General features: G+C 51.7%; 17 protein-coding genes. 9 read left to right on the top strand and 8 right to left on the bottom strand.

The genetic code is table 11. The features are described 5' to 3' along the window. Positions 1–212: 212 nt before the first annotated feature. Entirely contained in the window at positions 213–2,810 is a 2,598-nt protein-coding gene (gene acnB, locus ACU8XX_RS20120; RefSeq protein WP_001307570.1) for a bifunctional aconitate hydratase 2/2-methylisocitrate dehydratase, read from the top strand. Positions 2,811–2,985: 175 nt separating this feature from the next. Beyond that, a complete protein-coding gene (gene yacL / locus ACU8XX_RS20115; protein WP_000384306.1) occupies positions 2,986–3,348 on the top strand; it encodes a protein YacL in 363 nt (120 codons plus the stop codon). 37 nt (positions 3,349–3,385) lie between these two features. Here yacL and speD read toward each other — a convergent pair whose 3' ends face one another. The 3 genes from speD to ACU8XX_RS20100 form a co-directional block, all read right to left on the bottom strand. Beyond that, complete coding sequence (gene speD / locus ACU8XX_RS20110; RefSeq protein WP_000734287.1) at positions 3,386–4,180, bottom strand: adenosylmethionine decarboxylase; 795 nt, start codon at positions 4,178–4,180, stop codon at positions 3,386–3,388. A gap of 15 nt (positions 4,181–4,195) precedes the next feature. Next, positions 4,196–5,062, bottom strand: coding sequence for a polyamine aminopropyltransferase (gene speE, locus ACU8XX_RS20105; protein ID WP_000818411.1), 867 nt, complete (start codon positions 5,060–5,062; stop codon positions 4,196–4,198). A gap of 105 nt (positions 5,063–5,167) precedes the next feature. Then, positions 5,168–5,515 (bottom strand): YacC family pilotin-like protein, encoded by a 348-nt coding sequence (locus tag ACU8XX_RS20100; protein ID WP_001295568.1) that lies wholly within the window; start codon positions 5,513–5,515, stop codon positions 5,168–5,170. Positions 5,516–5,680: 165 nt separating this feature from the next. Here ACU8XX_RS20100 and cueO point away from each other — a divergent pair, with 165 nt between their 5' ends. Beyond that, positions 5,681–7,231 carry a multicopper oxidase CueO gene (cueO, locus tag ACU8XX_RS20095; RefSeq protein ID WP_240765278.1) on the top strand — a complete coding sequence of 517 codons (1,551 nt, stop codon included), beginning with the start codon at positions 5,681–5,683 and terminating at the stop codon, positions 7,229–7,231. Between the two features lie 201 nt (positions 7,232–7,432). Here cueO and gcd read toward each other — a convergent pair whose 3' ends face one another. After that, a complete protein-coding gene (gene gcd / locus ACU8XX_RS20090; RefSeq protein WP_112033937.1) occupies positions 7,433–9,823 on the bottom strand; it encodes a quinoprotein glucose dehydrogenase in 2,391 nt (796 codons plus the stop codon). A 205-nt stretch (positions 9,824–10,028) separates the two neighbouring features. Between gcd and hpt the strand changes: the two genes are divergently transcribed. Further along, entirely contained in the window at positions 10,029–10,565 is a 537-nt protein-coding gene (gene hpt, locus ACU8XX_RS20085) for a hypoxanthine phosphoribosyltransferase (RefSeq protein ID WP_000683335.1), read from the top strand. A gap of 40 nt (positions 10,566–10,605) precedes the next feature. Here the strand turns inward: hpt and can are convergent, their stop codons facing one another. After that, positions 10,606–11,268: a carbonate dehydratase gene (gene can / locus ACU8XX_RS20080; protein ID WP_000651599.1), complete on the bottom strand. Its 663-nt coding sequence runs from the start codon at positions 11,266–11,268 to the stop codon at positions 10,606–10,608. Positions 11,269–11,376: 108 nt separating this feature from the next. Between can and ACU8XX_RS20075 the strand changes: the two genes are divergently transcribed. The 4 genes from ACU8XX_RS20075 to ACU8XX_RS20060 all read left to right on the top strand — a co-directional run bounded on the left by ACU8XX_RS20075 (position 11,377) and on the right by ACU8XX_RS20060 (position 14,908). Then, complete coding sequence (locus ACU8XX_RS20075) at positions 11,377–12,303, top strand: ABC transporter ATP-binding protein (protein ID WP_000150637.1); 927 nt, start codon at positions 11,377–11,379, stop codon at positions 12,301–12,303. Then, positions 12,300–13,070: an ABC transporter permease gene (locus ACU8XX_RS20070; protein WP_000972203.1), complete on the top strand. Its 771-nt coding sequence runs from the start codon at positions 12,300–12,302 to the stop codon at positions 13,068–13,070. Before ACU8XX_RS20075 ends, ACU8XX_RS20070 begins: the two co-directional genes overlap by 4 nt. A gap of 104 nt (positions 13,071–13,174) precedes the next feature. After that, positions 13,175–13,615, top strand: coding sequence for a PTS sugar transporter subunit IIA (locus tag ACU8XX_RS20065; protein WP_000902004.1), 441 nt, complete (start codon positions 13,175–13,177; stop codon positions 13,613–13,615). Positions 13,616–13,678: 63 nt separating this feature from the next. Next, the gene (locus tag ACU8XX_RS20060; protein WP_000277917.1) at positions 13,679–14,908 is read left to right on the top strand and encodes a polysaccharide deacetylase family protein; all 1,230 of its coding nucleotides are present in this window, start codon (positions 13,679–13,681) and stop codon (positions 14,906–14,908) included. A 3-nt stretch (positions 14,909–14,911) separates the two neighbouring features. Here ACU8XX_RS20060 and panD read toward each other — a convergent pair whose 3' ends face one another. After that, positions 14,912–15,292 (bottom strand): aspartate 1-decarboxylase, encoded by a 381-nt coding sequence (gene panD / locus ACU8XX_RS20055; RefSeq protein WP_000621515.1) that lies wholly within the window; start codon positions 15,290–15,292, stop codon positions 14,912–14,914. A 273-nt stretch (positions 15,293–15,565) separates the two neighbouring features. Here panD and rpnC point away from each other — a divergent pair, with 273 nt between their 5' ends. Beyond that, positions 15,566–16,468: a recombination-promoting nuclease RpnC gene (rpnC, locus tag ACU8XX_RS20050; protein WP_000339954.1), complete on the top strand. Its 903-nt coding sequence runs from the start codon at positions 15,566–15,568 to the stop codon at positions 16,466–16,468. A 73-nt stretch (positions 16,469–16,541) separates the two neighbouring features. Here rpnC and panC read toward each other — a convergent pair whose 3' ends face one another. Beyond that, positions 16,542–17,393, bottom strand: a complete 852-nt coding sequence (gene panC / locus ACU8XX_RS20045; RefSeq protein ID WP_000905386.1) for a pantoate--beta-alanine ligase — start codon at positions 17,391–17,393, stop codon at positions 16,542–16,544. Between the two features lie 11 nt (positions 17,394–17,404). Beyond that, on the bottom strand, positions 17,405–18,199 hold the full coding sequence (gene panB, locus ACU8XX_RS20040) for a 3-methyl-2-oxobutanoate hydroxymethyltransferase (protein ID WP_240765276.1): 795 nt from the start codon (positions 18,197–18,199) through the stop codon (positions 17,405–17,407). Positions 18,200–18,311: the final 112 nt, after the last annotated feature.

Genomic DNA, 18,311 nt, shown 5'->3' with positions numbered 1-18,311 from the left:
GAAGTTTTTACGGAGGGAAACAATCTCTAGACCATCCTTAACGATTCAGCCACTTTTTTATGTTGCTTTTTTGTAAACAGATTAACACCTCGTCAAAATCCTGCTATTCTGCCCGTTGCGGTACTGGGCATTTACCCTACAAACTGCTGTCTCACAGGAGCGTGAAGAGAATCGCCTGCCGCACTATGACAATGAGAGCGAGGAGAACCGTCGTGCTAGAAGAATACCGTAAGCACGTAGCTGAGCGTGCCGCTGAGGGGATTGCGCCCAAACCCCTGGATGCAAACCAAATGGCCGCACTTGTAGAGCTGCTGAAAAACCCGCCCGCGGGCGAAGAAGAATTCCTGTTAGATCTGTTAACCAACCGTGTTCCCCCAGGCGTCGATGAAGCCGCCTATGTCAAAGCAGGCTTCCTGGCTGCTATCGCTAAAGGCGAAGCCAAATCCCCTCTGCTGACTCCGGAAAAAGCCATCGAACTGCTGGGCACCATGCAGGGTGGTTACAACATTCATCCGCTGATCGACGCGCTGGATGATGCCAAACTGGCACCGATCGCTGCCAAAGCACTTTCTCACACACTGCTGATGTTCGATAACTTCTATGACGTAGAAGAGAAAGCGAAAGCAGGCAACGAATATGCGAAGCAGGTAATGCAGTCCTGGGCGGATGCCGAATGGTTCCTGAATCGCCCGGCGCTGGCTGAAAAACTGACCGTTACCGTCTTCAAAGTCACTGGCGAAACCAACACCGATGACCTCTCTCCGGCACCGGATGCGTGGTCACGCCCGGATATCCCACTGCACGCGCTGGCGATGCTGAAAAACGCCCGTGAAGGCATCGAGCCAGACCAGCCAGGTGTTGTTGGTCCGATCAAGCAAATCGAAGCTCTGCAACAGAAAGGTTTCCCGCTGGCGTACGTCGGTGACGTTGTGGGTACGGGTTCATCGCGTAAATCCGCCACGAACTCCGTACTGTGGTTTATGGGTGATGATATTCCACATGTGCCGAACAAACGCGGCGGTGGTTTGTGCCTCGGCGGTAAAATTGCACCAATCTTCTTTAACACAATGGAAGACGCAGGTGCACTGCCAATCGAAGTCGACGTCTCTAACCTGAACATGGGCGACGTAATTGACGTTTACCCGTACAAAGGTGAAGTGCGTAACCACGAAACCGGCGAACTGCTGGCGACCTTCGAACTGAAAACCGACGTGCTGATTGATGAAGTGCGTGCTGGCGGCCGTATTCCGCTGATTATTGGGCGTGGCCTGACCACCAAAGCGCGTGAAGCACTTGGTCTGCCGCACAGTGATGTGTTCCGTCAGGCGAAAGATGTCGCTGAGAGCGATCGCGGCTTCTCGCTGGCGCAAAAAATGGTAGGCCGTGCCTGTGGCGTGAAAGGCATTCGTCCGGGCGCGTACTGCGAACCGAAAATGACTTCTGTAGGCTCTCAGGACACCACCGGCCCGATGACCCGTGATGAACTGAAAGACCTGGCGTGCCTGGGCTTCTCGGCTGACCTGGTGATGCAGTCTTTCTGCCACACCGCGGCGTATCCGAAGCCAGTTGACGTGAACACGCACCACACGCTGCCGGACTTCATTATGAACCGTGGCGGTGTGTCGCTGCGTCCGGGTGACGGCGTCATTCACTCCTGGCTGAACCGTATGCTGCTGCCGGATACCGTCGGTACCGGTGGTGACTCCCATACCCGTTTCCCGATCGGTATCTCTTTCCCGGCGGGTTCTGGTCTGGTGGCGTTTGCTGCCGCAACTGGCGTAATGCCGCTGGATATGCCGGAATCCGTTCTGGTGCGCTTCAAAGGCAAAATGCAGCCGGGCATCACCCTGCGCGATCTGGTACACGCGATCCCGCTGTATGCGATCAAACAAGGTCTGCTGACCGTTGAGAAGAAAGGCAAGAAAAACATCTTCTCTGGCCGCATCCTGGAAATCGAAGGTCTGCCGGATCTGAAAGTTGAGCAGGCCTTTGAGCTGACCGATGCGTCCGCCGAGCGTTCTGCCGCTGGTTGTACTATCAAGCTGAACAAAGAACCGATCATCGAATACCTGAACTCCAACATCGTCCTGCTGAAGTGGATGATCGCGGAAGGTTACGGCGATCGTCGTACCCTGGAACGCCGTATTCAGGGCATGGAAAAATGGCTGGCGAATCCTGAGCTGCTGGAAGCCGATGCAGATGCGGAATACGCGGCAGTGATCGACATCGATCTGGCGGATATTAAAGAGCCAATCCTGTGTGCTCCGAACGACCCGGATGACGCGCGTCCGCTGTCTGCGGTACAGGGTGAGAAGATCGACGAAGTGTTTATCGGTTCCTGCATGACCAACATCGGTCACTTCCGTGCTGCGGGTAAACTGCTGGATGCGCATAAAGGTCAGTTGCCGACCCGCCTGTGGGTGGCACCGCCAACCCGTATGGACGCCGCACAGTTGACCGAAGAAGGCTACTACAGCGTCTTCGGTAAGAGTGGTGCGCGTATCGAGATCCCTGGCTGTTCCCTGTGTATGGGTAACCAGGCGCGTGTGGCGGACGGTGCAACGGTGGTTTCCACCTCTACCCGTAACTTCCCGAACCGTCTGGGTACTGGCGCGAATGTCTTCCTGGCTTCTGCGGAACTGGCGGCTGTTGCGGCGCTGATTGGCAAACTGCCGACGCCGGAAGAGTACCAGACCTACGTGGCGCAGGTAGATAAAACAGCCGTTGATACTTACCGTTATCTGAACTTCAACCAGCTTTCTCAGTACACCGAGAAAGCCGATGGGGTGATTTTCCAGACTGCGGTTTAAAAAGTCAGCGCACGCGCTGCGCATAAACGACACAATGCCCGGTGAATGAGATTCCCGGGCATTTTTTTATTTCTAAACCATCGCCGTTCCGCTGTTTTTCTCCGGTAAGGCTGCGATAATTACATCAATGGCGCAATGCGATTTCGGTGCATTGCCGGGAGCAGAGGAACACACTATGGATTACGAATTTCTGCGCGATATTACCGGAGTGGTAAAGGTGCGTATGTCCATGGGGCATGAAGTGGTCGGGCACTGGTTTAATGAAGAGGTGAAAGAAAACCTGGCCTTGCTTGATGAAGTGGAACAAGCAGCGCACGCACTGAAAGGTAGCGAACGGTCCTGGCAACGGGCAGGGCATGAATACACCCTGTGGATGGACGGTGAAGAGGTGATGGTTCGCGCCAATCAACTGGAATTCGCTGGCGATGAAATGGAAGAGGGGATGAACTACTACGACGAAGAAAGCCTGTCGCTATGCGGCGTTGAGGATTTTCTGCAGGTCGTGGCGGCTTACCGCAATTTCGTGCAGCAGAAGTAAATAAATCTGGCGGAGCCTGGGAGCTCCGCCAGAGCCGTTAAACAGCTGGCATATTGCGCCCGTAATAAATCTCGCGCATTTCTTTCCACAGCGCAGCGGTAATTTCCTGGCGCTCGCTGTCGGTTAAGTCTTCCGGTTTGGTGTGGAACATGTAGTGCTTAAGGTCGAACTCTTTAAGCAACATCTTGGTATGGAAGATATTTTCCTGATAGACGTTCACATCCACCATGTCATACAGCGCCTTCATATCGTCAGACATAAAGTTCTGAATCGAATTAATCTCATGGTCGATAAAGTGCTTCATACCGTTAATGTCGCGGGTAAAACCGCGCACGCGATAATCAATGGTTACGATATCGGACTCAAGCTGGTGGATCAGGTAATTCAGCGCCTTCAGCGGAGAAATCACGCCGCAGGTAGAGACTTCAATATCGGCGCGGAAGGTACATAAACCGCCTTCAGGATGACTTTCCGGGTAGGTATGTACGCAAATATGACTTTTATCAAGATGGGCAACGACCGTTTCTGGCAGTGGGCCGGGGTGTTCTGTTTTGTCGATGAGTTTCGGGTCAACCGGTTCTTCACTCACCAGAATAGTGACGCTGGCACCCTGTGGTTCGTAATCCTGGCGGGCGATGTTAAGAATATTAGCCCCGATAATGGAACAGGTTTCTGACAGGATTTCGGTCAGACGGTTGGCATTATAGAGTTCATCGATATAAGCAATATAACCGTCGCGCTCTTCGGCAGTTTTGGCGTAGCAGATATCGTAAATACAAAAACTCAGACTTTTGGTCAGATTATTAAAGCCATGCAGTTTCAGTTTTTTCAATTTCTTATCTTCTCCTTAGGACGGCTGTGAAGCCAGTGCGTCTTGCAGATACTGAGGTAAGGCAAAAGCTGCCGTATGGATTGCCGGATTGTAATAACGGCATTTCAGGCCAGAGGCGAGAAAACGCGCCTGAATAATTTCGGTTGAGAGATGGCGTAAGGCGTCGTTATCTGTCGCCCATGCAAAAGTCATGATACCGCCGTAATAGGTCGGGATCGCCGCCTGATAAAAGCCAACGTCGCTGAAGTAATGGCTGAGTTTGCGATGGCTGTCGATGGCTTCTTCCTGCTGTAAAAAGCAGACGCCGTTTTGTGCGACGAAGATACCGCCAGGATTCAGGCAACGTTTGCAGCCTTCATAAAATGCCGAAGTGAAAAGGCTTTCGCCGGGACCGATAGGATCGGTGCAGTCGGAGATAATGACATCAAAGGTCTGGCTGGTTTGATTAACGAAATTGACGCCATCGTCGATCACCAGCTTAAAGCGCGGATCGTCGTAGCTACCGGCGTTATGGTTGGGTAGATACTGACGGCAGAACGATACGACACCCGCATCGATTTCCACCATCGTGATTGACTCAACGTTTTTATGTCGGGTTACTTCACGCAGCATGGCACCGTCGCCGCCGCCGATAATCAGCACATGTTTCGCGTGACCATGGGCCAGTAGCGGAACATGGGTCATCATCTCATGATAGATAAACTCGTCGCGCTCGGTGGTTTGTACTACGCCATCCAGCGCCATTACGCGACCAAATGCAGCGTTCTCAAAAATGATCAGATCCTGGTGATCGGTCTTTTCATGATACAGAACGTTATCTACCGCAAAGTACTGCCCAAACTGGTCGTGTAGCGTTTCATGCCACTGTTTTTTTTCGGCCATGGGTTGATACCTCCTTTGTTAACACCCGTAAAAAAAGGGCGCAACATAATAGCTAACATTGACCGCGGATGCACGGTCAATATTTCTACAAAAAGGTATCAGGGATTATTTGACGTAGGCAAGCAGGCTTAAGGAATCGCGGGCCAGGGCTTTGCATTTTTTAGCGACGGGAATGCCAATGCCGCTGAGATCGCGGTAGCTGTCTTCACCGAGGGCTTTCATGTCGAAGGTGTCGTAATTACTGAGGTCCCACTGGTTTTGCTGAGCGAAAAAGACCAGTGCGCGACGAATTTGCCCGTTAGGTAAGTTCTGGTAACCACAATCGTTCTTCAGAAAGACAAAAACTGCCGTTAAATCGGCCATATCTTCGGCTTCAGACTCGCTGAGCGCGTAACTGTTTGCGCAGACGGCCATCAGGCTGCCGAATAACACTGTTCTGAAAAACGTCTTCATTGCTTCTACCAGGGGCTTAAAGAAGATAAACGTTAGCACACTGCGAGCGAGGCGACGACCATTATTGTCGATTAAATTGTGTCTGCGGCTTGACCTTCCCGTAAGGGGAAGGACTATGCTCAACGTTTGATTTTGTTTCGCCTGCTTAAGAATAAGGAAATAACTATGCAACGTCGTGATTTCTTAAAATATTCCGTCGCGCTGGGTGTGGCTTCGGCTTTGCCGCTGTGGAGCCGCGCAGTATTTGCGGCAGAACGCCCAACGTTACCGATCCCTGATTTGCTCACGACCGATGCCCGTAATCGCATTCAGTTAACTATTGGCGCAGGCCAGTCCACCTTTGGCGGGAAAACTGCAACTACCTGGGGCTATAACGGCAATCTGCTGGGGCCGGCGGTGAAATTACAGCGCGGCAAAGCGGTAACGGTTGATATCTACAACCAACTGACGGAAGAGACAACGTTGCACTGGCACGGGCTGGAAGTACCGGGTGAAGTCGACGGCGGCCCGCAGGGAATTATTCCGCCAGGTGGCAAGCGCTCGGTGACGTTGAACGTTGATCAACCTGCCGCTACCTGCTGGTTCCATCCGCATCAGCACGGCAAAACCGGGCGACAGGTGGCGATGGGGCTGGCTGGGCTGGTGGTGATTGAAGATGACGAGATCCTGAAATTAATGCTGCCAAAACAGTGGGGTATCGATGATGTTCCGGTGATCGTTCAGGATAAGAAATTTAGCGCCGACGGGCAGATTGATTATCAACTGGATGTGATGACCGCCGCCGTGGGCTGGTTTGGCGATACGTTGCTGACCAACGGTGCAATCTACCCGCAACACGCTGCCCCGCGTGGTTGGCTGCGCCTGCGTTTGCTCAATGGCTGTAATGCCCGTTCGCTCAATTTCGCCACCAGCGACAATCGCCCGCTGTATGTGATTGCCAGCGACGGTGGTCTGCTACCTGAACCAGTGAAGGTGAGCGAACTGCCGGTGCTGATGGGCGAGCGTTTTGAAGTGCTGGTGGAGGTTAACGATAACAAACCCTTTGACCTGGTGACGCTGCCGGTCAGCCAGATGGGGATGGCGATTGCGCCGTTTGATAAGCTTCATCCGGTAATGCGGATTCAGCCGATTGCTATTAGTGCCTCCGGTGCTTTGCCAGACACATTAAGTAGCCTGCCTGCGTTACCTTCGCTGGAAGGGCTGACGGTACGCAAGCTGCAACTCTCTATGGACCCGATGCTCGATATGATGGGGATGCAGATGCTAATGGAGAAATATGGCGATCAGGCGATGGCCGGGATGGATCACAGCCAGATGATGGGCCATATGGGGCACGGCAATATGAATCATATGAACCACGGCGGGAAGTTCGATTTCCACCATGCCAACAAAATCAACGGTCAGGCGTTTGATATGAACAAGCCGATGTTTGCGGCGGCGAAAGGGCAATACGAACGTTGGGTTATCTCTGGCGTGGGCGACATGATGCTGCATCCGTTCCATATCCACGGCACGCAGTTCCGTATCTTGTCAGAAAATGGCAAACTGCCAGCGGCTCATCGCGCGGGCTGGAAAGATACCGTTAAGGTAGAAGGTAATGTCAGCGAAGTGCTGGTGAAGTTTAATCACGATGCACCGAAAGAACATGCTTATATGGCGCACTGCCATCTGCTGGAGCATGAAGATACGGGGATGATGTTAGGGTTTACGGTATAAAAAGACCGTATTCGGAAATATGCCCGGATCTCTCCGGGCATTAAACTGATGACAAACGCAAATCTGCCTGATGCGCTACGCTTATCAGGCCTACGCTAGCTGTGCAATCCATTGATTTTGCACAATTTTGTAGGCTGGATAAGGCGTTCACGCCGCATCCGGCATGAACAACGCGCACGTTGTCAGCAATCTGAGCAAGTCTTACTTCACATCATCCGGCAGCGCATAAGCCACAATATAGTCGCCCATCTTCGTACCAAATGAACCGTGACCGCCTGCGGAGATCACCACATACTGCTTACCATTCACTTCATAGGTCATTGGCGTAGCCTGACCACCCGCTGGTAAACGACCCTGCCACAGTTTTTCACCGTTGCTCATGTTGTAAGCGCGCAGGTAGTTATCTGCCGTAGCGGCGATAAACAGCACGTTACCCGTCGTGGAGATTGGCCCGCCCAGCATCGGCATACCCATATTGAACGGCACCGGAACCGGCATCGGGAACGGCATACTGTCCTGCGGCGTACCAATACGTTTCTTCCACACCACTTCATTAGTTTTCAGATCCAGCGCCGAGATATAACCCCATGCTGGCTGTTTACATGGCAGACCAAATGGTGAGAGGAACGGGTTGAGCGTGACACCATACGGTACACCGTACTGTGGCTGAATGCCGGATTCCGTACCCGTGCCTTTGGCATCTTTCGGCTGCTCCATCGGGTTGCCAGGACCACGCGGGATCAGTTTCGAAACAAACGGCAGTGCCATTGGGTTGGCAATCGCCACTTCACGATTTGGATCAACGGAAATCCCGCCCCATTCGAACATCCCCAGGTTACCCGGGAAGACCAGCGTACCCTGTTCAGATGGCGGGGTGAAAATGCCTTCATAGCGCATCTGGTGGAACATCACGCGGCACACCAGTTGGTCAAACATGGTGGCTCCCCACATATCCGCACCGCTCAAATCTTTCGTCGGACGGAAGCTCAGTTCCGAGAATGGTTGAGTAGGGGTAACGTAATCGCCTTTGGCAGCACCTTGGGGAACCGGTTTTTCCGGTGCCGGAACCACCAGTTCGCCATTACGACGATCGAGCACAAAAATGTTGCCGGTTTTCGCCGGAGCGTAAATAACTGGCACTTTCTGACCATTAACGGTGATGTCCGCCAGCGTCGGCTGTGCCGGAAGATCCATATCCCACAGGTCGTGGTGAACGGTCTGGTAGCTCCACGCCAGTTTCCCGGTAGTGGCATTCAGCGCCAGAATCGAGCTGGCATAACGTTCCTGTTCCGGTGTGCGGTTACCGCCCCAGATATCCGGCGTGGTCACGCCCATCGGCAGATACACCAGATCCAGCTTCGCGTCATAGGCCGCTGGTGCCCACGAGTTTGGCGAGTTAAAGGTAAAGGTGTGTTCGTCAGACGGGATTGCGTTCGGATCTTTCGCGCCGGGATCAAAAGCCCACAGCAGCTCCCCGGTGTTGACATCAAAACCACGGATCACGCCAGACGTTTCGCGGGTTGAGAAGTTATCGGTAACTGAACCTGCCATCACGATGGTTTTATCGGTGATAATCGGTGGCGAAGTCGGTTCATACAGACCCGGTTTGGTGTCTGGCATATTGCTTTGCAGATTGAGCACGCCTTTATTGGCGAAGGTTTCGCACAGTTTGCCGTTTTCAGCGTTAATCGCAATCAGTCGACCATCATTGACCGGAAGAATGATACGACGCGGGCAATCCGCCATCACTTCCGGCGAAGCCGTTTCTGCTTTGGCTTCATGATAAGAGACGCCACGGCAGGTTACGTGCTGGAAAGACTCGTTAGTTTTCAGCTCAGGATCGTAATGCCATTTCTCTTTGCCGCTGGCGGCATCGAGCGCAAACAGGCGCTGGTGAGCGGTACACAGGTAAAGGGTGTCGCCCACTTTAATCGGCGTCACTTCATTGGTGATTTCGCCCGGATCGTTCGGCTGCTTCACATCGCCAGTACGGAACACCCAGGCTTCTTTCAGATTATGGACGTTATCGGCGTTAATTTGTTTCAGAGGTGAAAAGCGTTGACCTTCCTGATTGCGACCATAGGCAGGCCAGTCCTGATCGGCAACGGGTGAGATAGCTTCCGCAGGTGTGGCATCGGCGCTTAAGGTGCCGTTGATTTCCTGCGGATCGTTAAATCCGGCCCAGGTCAGGATACTACCGCTAATCAGCAGTGCCACCACCAGTGCGGCAACTGCGCCGCTGGCAGGAATGACCAGGCGACGCCAGACAAACGGCAGGATCAGCCAGATGCCGAAGAAGACCAGAATATCGCTGCGCGGAGTCAGCGCCCAGAAGTCGAAACCAACTTCCCAGACGCCCCAAATCATGGTGCCGAGCAGCAGGGCGGCGTATAGCCAAAGCGCGGCACGTTTACTGCGCCACAGCATCCAGGCGACGCCGAGCATCACAAGGCCAGCGATAGGGTAGTACCAGGAGCCGCCAATCGCGACCAGCCAGCCTCCGCCAATGAGTAGATACAGCCCGCAAAGCGCTGCAAAAAGGGCTGTTAGCGTGACGAGTAATCGTCGCGAGCCTGTATTGTTAATTGCCATAAAGAGACACCATTTCAATTCATTAATATTTTAGTAGCAATTAATTATAGGTTTTAACATGTGTGATCGTCATCACAATTCGAGCTTTATTAACAGATTCCGCGAATGAATAGTTTTACTGGTATACTGCGTGTCTTGCGCTTTGTTGCGGTGCCAAAACCTGCCCGTGCGAAGTGATTTGTTTTTAAATCATATGGTTAGAGATATGAAACATACTGTAGAAGTAATGATCCCCGAAGCGGAGATTAAAGCGCGTATCGCCGAACTGGGTCGTCAGATTACTGAGCGTTACAAAGACAGCGGCAGCGATATGGTGCTGGTTGGTCTGCTGCGTGGCTCATTTATGTTTATGGCGGACCTGTGCCGTGAAGTTCAGGTATCTCATGAAGTCGACTTTATGACCGCCTCCAGCTACGGTAGCGGCATGTCCACCACCCGTGATGTGAAAATCCTCAAAGATCTGGATGAAGATATCCGTGGCAAGGACGTGCTGATTGTTGAAGATATCATCGACTCGGGGAATACACTGTCGAAAGTGCGTGAGATCTTAAGCCTGCGCGAACCGAAGTCGCTGGCGATTTGTACGCTGCTGGATAAACCGTCCCGTCGTGAAGTGAACGTCCCGGTAGAATTTATTGGTTTCTCGATCCCGGATGAGTTTGTGGTGGGTTACGGCATTGATTACGCACAGCGTTACCGTCATCTGCCGTATATCGGCAAAGTGATTCTGCTGGACGAGTAAGTGTGAAGTTGCCGGATGTGTTGCATCCGGCATGGCATTTTTATTTGTGGTTGGCGTGTTTCAGCTTGAGGTTGGAAATCCCGTGACGGTAACGTTGCTCAAGGGTTTCGCGGTTAGTCGCTGTGACATCCAGATCACGCAGCAAGCCGTCGTGAATGCCATAGGCCCAGCCGTGAATGGTAACTTTCTGCCCGCGTTTCCACGCTGATTGCATAATGGTGGAGTGGCCCAGGTTATAAACCTGTTCCATGACGTTCAGTTCACACAAGGTATCCAGACGGCGCTCTTGCGGCATTTCGCCGAGCAATGAGCTATGTTTGAACCAGATATCGCGGATATGCAGCAGCCAGTTGTTGATAAGCCCCAGTTCCGGGTTTTCAACGGCGGCTTGTACGCCGCCGCAACCGTAGTGGCCACAGATAATAATGTGTTCAACTTCGAGTACATCCACTGCATACTGAACCACGGAAAGGCAGTTCAGGTCGGTGTGAATGACCAGGTTAGCAACATTACGGTGAACAAAGAGTTCGCCCGGCTCAAGACCGGTTAAACGTTCTGCAGGAACGCGACTGTCGGAACATCCAATCCATAGAAAGCGCGGTTTTTGCGCTTGTGCCAGTTTCTCAAAAAACCCGGGATCCTCTTCCACCAGCATTTTTGACCATAGTGCATTGTTGCTGATGAGTGTATCTATGTCTTTCATGGAGGTTAACGACCTGTAACCAAATAATTACGTTTGGCTAATATAGGGCAACTCCGGGACGATTTAAACCACAGATAAAGTGTAAGAACGTAAGGTAAGTAAAAATTTATGACCATTGCACTGGAACTTCAACAGCTTAAAAAAACCTATCCAGGCGGCGTTCAGGCGCTTCGTGGAATAGATTTGCAGGTCGAAGCGGGTGATTTTTATGCGCTTCTCGGGCCGAACGGGGCCGGGAAATCGACCACTATCGGTATTATCAGCTCTCTGGTAAATAAAACCTCCGGGCGGGTCAGCGTATTTGGTTACGATCTCGAGAAGGATGTCGTGAACGCTAAACGTCAGTTGGGACTGGTGCCGCAGGAATTTAACTTCAACCCGTTTGAAACCGTGCAGCAAATTGTGGTTAATCAGGCAGGGTACTACGGTGTGGAGCGCAAAGAAGCGTACATCCGCAGCGAAAAGTATCTTAAGCAGCTCGATTTATGGGGAAAACGCAACGAACGTGCGCGTATGTTATCTGGCGGGATGAAGCGCCGTTTAATGATTGCCCGTGCGTTAATGCATGAGCCTAAACTACTGATTCTCGACGAACCGACCGCAGGCGTGGATATTGAGCTTCGCCGCTCAATGTGGGGCTTTTTGAAGGATTTAAACGACAAAGGCACCACCATCATTCTCACCACACACTACCTGGAAGAAGCAGAAATGCTGTGCCGCAATATCGGCATTATTCAACACGGTGAGCTGGTGGAAAATACCTCGATGAAGGCGCTGCTGGCGAAGCTGAAATCGGAAACCTTTATTCTCGATCTCGCACCGAAAAGTCCGTTACCGAAGCTCGATGGCTATCAGTATCGACTGGTTGATACCGCGACGCTGGAAGTTGAAGTGCTGCGTGAGCAGGGGATCAACAGCGTATTTACGCAGTTAAGTGAGCAGGGCATTCAGGTATTAAGTATGCGTAACAAAGCTAACCGTCTGGAAGAGCTGTTTGTTTCACTGGTTAATGAAAAACAAGGAGATCGCGCATGATGCATCTTTACTGGGTGGCGCTAAAAAGCATCTGGGCGAAAGAGATCCATCGCTTTATGCGTATCTGGGTGCAGACGCTAGTGCCGCCAGTCATCACCATGACCCTTTACTTTATTATCTTCGGTAACCTGATTGGTTCGCGTATTGGCGATATGCATGGCTTCAGCTACATGCAGTTCATCGTACCGGGGCTGATCATGATGTCGGTGATCACCAATGCCTACGCCAACGTTGCGTCATCATTTTTTGGTGCCAAGTTCCAGCGTAATATTGAAGAGCTGCTGGTAGCGCCGGTTCCGACTCACGTCATTATTGCCGGATATGTCGGCGGTGGCGTGGCGCGTGGTCTGTTTGTTGGCATTCTGGTGACGGCAATTTCACTGTTTTTTGTGCCATTTCAGGTGCATTCGTGGGTATTCGTTGCCTTAACGCTGGTGCTCACGGCGGTGTTGTTCTCCCTTGCGGGTTTGCTGAACGGTGTGTTTGCCAAAACGTTCGATGACATCAGCCTGGTGCCAACCTTTGTGTTAACGCCACTCACGTATTTGGGCGGGGTCTTTTACTCACTGACTTTGTTGCCGCCGTTCTGGCAAGGGCTGTCGCACCTGAACCCAATCGTTTATATGATCAGTGGTTTCCGCTACGGCTTCCTCGGTATCAATGATGTTCCGCTGGTCACTACCTTTGGCGTACTGGTGGTCTTTATTGTGGCGTTTTATTTGATCTGTTGGTCGCTGATCCAACGTGGACGTGGTTTGCGTAGCTAAGTCTATTTCCTCTCCTCTGGATTTGGGGGAGAGGAGTTTTGACGGCTATCACCCTTTATCAACAATGGTCAGGGTAGACTGATTTTCGGCTAAGGAGGAAGGCGATGTTAGGTTGGGTAATTACCTGTCACGATGACCGGGCGCAAGAGATGCTGGATGCGCTGGAGAAAAAACATGGGGCACTTCTTCAGTGCCGGGCCGTGAATTTCTGGCGCGGATTAAGCTCTAATATGCTCAGCCGCATGATGTGCGATGCTCTGCATGAAGCGGACTCTGGTGAGGGTGTCATCTTCTTAACCGATATAGCCGGAGCGCCACCGTATCGCGTGGCTTCATTATTAAGCCACAAACACTCCCGTTGCGAAGTGATTTCTGGTGTCACGTTACCGTTAATTGAACAGATGATGGCTTGCCGTGAAACCATGACCAGTTCAGAGTTTCGCGAGCGTATTGTCGAACTGGGTGCGCCGGAGGTGAGTAGTCTTTGGCACCAACAACAAAAAAATCCGCCTTTCGTCCTCAAACATAATTTGTATGAGTATTAACCCGCGATTCTGATGGCGCTTTTGCTACAATAAAAGCGTTGTTTCACCCTCGGTTATTTTTTCATGTACAAACAAGCTGTTATTCTCCTGCTGATGCTGTTTACCGCAAGTGTCAGTGCCGCGTTACCTGCCCGTTATATGCAAACCATCGAAAATGCTGCGGTCTGGGCGCAAATTGGTGACAAGATGGTGACCGTGGGGAATATTCGGGCCGGACAAATCATTGCCGTGGAGCCCACTGCCGCAAGTTATTACGCATTTAATTTTGGCTTTGGCAAAGGTTTTATCGATAAAGGTCATCTCGAGCCGGTTCAGGGGCGACAAAAAGTTGAAGACGGTTTGGGCGACCTCAACAAGCCGCTGAGTAATCAGAACTTAGTTACCTGGAAAGATACGCCGGTCTATAACGCGCCGAGTGCGGGAAGTGCGCCATTTGGGGTACTGGCGGACAATTTGCGCTACCCGATTTTGCATAAACTGAAAGACAGGTTAAATCAAACCTGGTATCAGATCCGTATTGGCGATCGACTGGCCTATATCAGCGCACTGGATGCCCAACCCGATAATGGCCTGTCGGTGCTAACCTATCACCATATTCTGCGCGACGAAGAAAACACCCGTTTTCGCCATACTTCGACGACCACATCGGTACGCGCTTTCAATAACCAGATGGCCTGGCTGCGTGACAGGGGATACGCGACACTGAGCATGGTGCAGCTGGAAGGCTACGTGAAGAATAAGATCAATCTCCCTGCGCGAGCGGTGGTGATTACCTTTGATGATGGCCTCAAGTCGGTGAGCCGCTATGCGTATCCTGTGTTGAAACAATATGGCATGAAGGCGACGGCGTTTATTGTTACCTCACGCATCAAACGTCACCCGCAGAAGTGGAACCCAAAATCGCTGCAATTTATGAGCGTTTCTGAGCTTAACGAAATTCGCGATGTATTTGATTTCCAGTCACATACCCATTTTTTGCATCGGGTAGATGGTTATCGCCGACCCATATTACTGAGCCGTAGTGAGCACAATATTCTGTTTGATTTTGCACGTTCACGCCGCGCTCTGGCGCAATTTAATCCGCATGTCTGGTATCTTTCGTATCCGTTTGGCGGATTTAATGACAACGCCGTGAAGGCAGCAAACGATGCCGGATTTCACCTGGCGGTGACAACCATGAAAGGCAAAGTAAAACCGGGGGATAATCCGTTGTTACTAAAACGACTTTATATCTTAAGAACGGATTCGCTGGAGACGATGTCGCGGCTGGTGAGTAACCAGCCGCAGGGATAACAATCAAGCAACCTGTACCGGAATCGCTTTCGCGGTACGTTTCATTTCATTGTCGCCTTCAAAATAGGCGACGTTGGGTCGCCAGGTGCGAGCTTCTTCATCTGGCATGGTAACGAAGCTGGCGATGATGACAATATCGCCGACACTGGCGCAGTGGGCCGCCGCACCGTTAACAGAAATAATTCTCGAACCGCGTTCTGCCGCGATGGCATAAGTGGAGAAACGCTTGCCGTTGGTGACATTCCAGATATCAATGGCTTCGTTTTCGAGAATACCGGCTGCGTCAAGAAAATCCTGGTCAATGGCGCAAGAACCTTCATAGTGCAGGTCCGCATGAGTCACTTTCACGCGGTGGAGTTTGCCCTGCAGCATCGTGCGAATCATAACTTCTACCTTTCTACCCTGTCGTTAACGAAGCAGGCGATGCCTGCTTTGAGGAAATTCTCACGCAGTATTGCCCGATTTTTGTTTAGTGTCTACTCATCTGACGGCATTTGCGTCAGCAGTTTGCGTACCGCGCCGAAGCGTGCCATGTATCGCCTGTAACGAATTGATATTTCTCTGAACGCTGCTCGGTAAACAATAAAGAGGTGGCTGACGATAGCGCGCCTTGACTGGATACTGCCTTCACGCAAAGCCACACGGAAGACAGGGAAGATGGATGCACCGAGTACCACACCGCATGACGCGGTATTTAAACAATTTTTAATGCATGCGGAGACGGCTCGCGACTTTCTGGAGATACATTTGCCAGTGGAATTACGCGAACTTTGTGACCTCAACACGCTTCATTTAGAGTCGGGGAGTTTCATTGAAGAGAGCCTGAAAGGACACAGCACGGACGTGCTCTATTCCGTGCAAATGCAGGGCAATCCCGGTTATCTGCATGTTGTGATTGAACACCAAAGCAAGCCGGATAAGAAAATGGCCTTTCGCATGATGCGTTATTCTATAGCCGCCATGCACCGGCATCTGGAGGCTGACCACGATAAGCTGCCGCTGGTGGTGCCGATACTGTTTTATCAGGGCGAGGCCACACCTTATCCGCTATCAATGTGCTGGTTTGATATGTTTTACTCGCCGGAGCTGGCGCGACGCGTCTATAACAGTCCTTTCCCGCTGGTGGATATCACCATCACACCGGATGACGAAATCATGCAACATCGGCGGATTGCGATTCTCGAACTACTGCAAAAACATATTCGCCAGCGCGACTTAATGTTATTGCTTGAGCAACTGGTCACGCTGATCGACGAAGGGTACACTAGCGGAAGTCAGTTAGTTGCCATGCAAAACTATATGCTGCAACGCGGTCATACTGAACAAGCGGATTTGTTTTACGGTGTGTTGAGAGACAGGGAAACGGGAGGGGAGTCTATGATGACGCTGGCGCAGTGGTTTGAAGAGAAAGGGATTGAGAAGGGGATTCAGCAGGGAAGACAGGAAGTAAGTCAGGAATTCGCCCAGCGTCTTCTGAGTAAAGGAATGTCTCGGGAAGACGTTGCAGAGATGGCAAATTTACCTCTTGCTGAGATTGATAAGGTAATTAACCTTATTTAAGTTACCTGTGTTATGACAGATGACGTGGGGTAAATTAATAACTGGCGCCATCAGCCGTAGCGCCAGTTAAGTATTACGCCAGCTCGACCATTTTGTTGTCGATCAGGCGAGCATCGCCAAGCCAGGCGGCTACCAGAATTACTGCCCGTTTGCTGGTTTCAGAAACTTCCAGCAACGTGTCGGCATCGCGAATCTGAATATCATCGGCGCGGAAGCCTTTTTCATTCAGTTCTTGCCCGGCAATAGTAATAATTTCATCGAGATCCCGTTCGCCAACCTGCAATTTGTCGGCAATCGAACTTAAAACTTTGTACAGACCGGGCGCAATTTTGCGTTGTTCCGCCGTCAGATAACCGTTACGGGAACTCAGCGCCAGACCGTCTTTGGCGCGCATAATTGGCACACCGACAATCTCAATATCAAAGCCCATATCAGCAACCATTTTGCGGATCAGCGCCAGTTGCTGAAAATCTTTTTCACCGAAGCAGGCGATGTCCGGCTGGACCAGGTTGAACAGCTTGCTGACAATAGTCGAAACGCCGCGAAAATGTCCCGGACGGCTGGCACCTTCCAGCATGGTCGAAAGGCCAGGAACGTCAACGTAAGTGTGGGTTTCAGTACCGTTCGGGTAGATCTCTTTTACCGAAGGGGCGAAAACTAAATCCACTTTACGTTTGTTTAGCTTTTCGCAGTCCTCCTGCAAGGTGCGTGGATAACGAGCCAGATCTTCCGGGCGGTCGAACTGCATCGGGTTAACGAAAATACTGACGACGACCACATCGGCGCGGGCTTTGGCTTCGTCGACCAGCTTCATATGGCCATCGTGCAGGTTACCCATGGTAGGCACCAGCGCCACGCGCTTGCCTTCCATACGCAGGCGGCGAATTTGCTGACGCAGCAGCGGCAGGGTTTCGATAATTAACACAACGTGACTCCTTAATGGAAACTGTGTTCTTCGCCCGGATAAACGCCGGACTCCACTTCAGCCATATACTGCCGCACAGCCGCGCGGATGTCGCCCGTTTCGGCGAGGAAATTTTTAGCGAATTTAGGAATGTGACCGCCGGTAATACCAAAGGCGTCGTGCATCACGAGGATCTGCCCGTCAGTGACGTTGCCTGCTCCAATGCCAATAACCGGGATCGCCAGTGCTTCGGTAATACGTTTTGCCAGTTCAACCGGCACGCATTCCAGCACCAGCAACTGTGCCCCAGCGGCTTCTAAGGCTAATGCATCGCTGAGCAGTTGATCACCCGCTTCATCGCCGCGCCCCTGTACTTTGTAGCCACCGAAAATATTCACTGACTGTGGGGTTAAACCTAAGTGACCACATACAGGAACGGCACGTTCGGTCAGCATTTGTACGGTTTCTACCAGCCACTCACCGCCTTCAATTTTGACCATGTTGGCACCGGCACGCATAACCGTTGCGGCGTTTTCAAAGGCTTGTTCCGGTGTGGCATACGCCATAAACGGCAGGTCAGCCAACAGCAGGCAGTTTGGTGCGCCGCGACGTACGGCGGCAGTGTGGTAGGCGATATCGGCAACGGTAACTGGCAGGGTGGAGTCGTGTCCCTGAACCGTCATGCCCAGCGAATCGCCTACCAGCATGACGTTAAGTCCTTCATCAGCAAAGAGTTTGGCGAAGCTATAGTCATAAGCGGTGATGGTCGCGAAACGTTTTTTTTCCTGTTTGTACTTCTGCAGTAAGGAGATGGCGGTTGGTTTCATAACGTATCCTGATAGCTAAAGTCAGATCTGATTGCATTCTAACAGTCGAAATCAGGGGGGCAATGGTTTTTAGTGTGAAGAAAGTTTCGCACCAGAGTTTGAATCTGGTGCG

The sequence above is a fragment of the Escherichia sp. MAL-1 genome, from assembly GCF_052948035.1.
The sequence above is the reverse complement of the archived record's forward strand: the minus strand, read 5'-3'. Positions and strand labels throughout refer to the sequence as shown.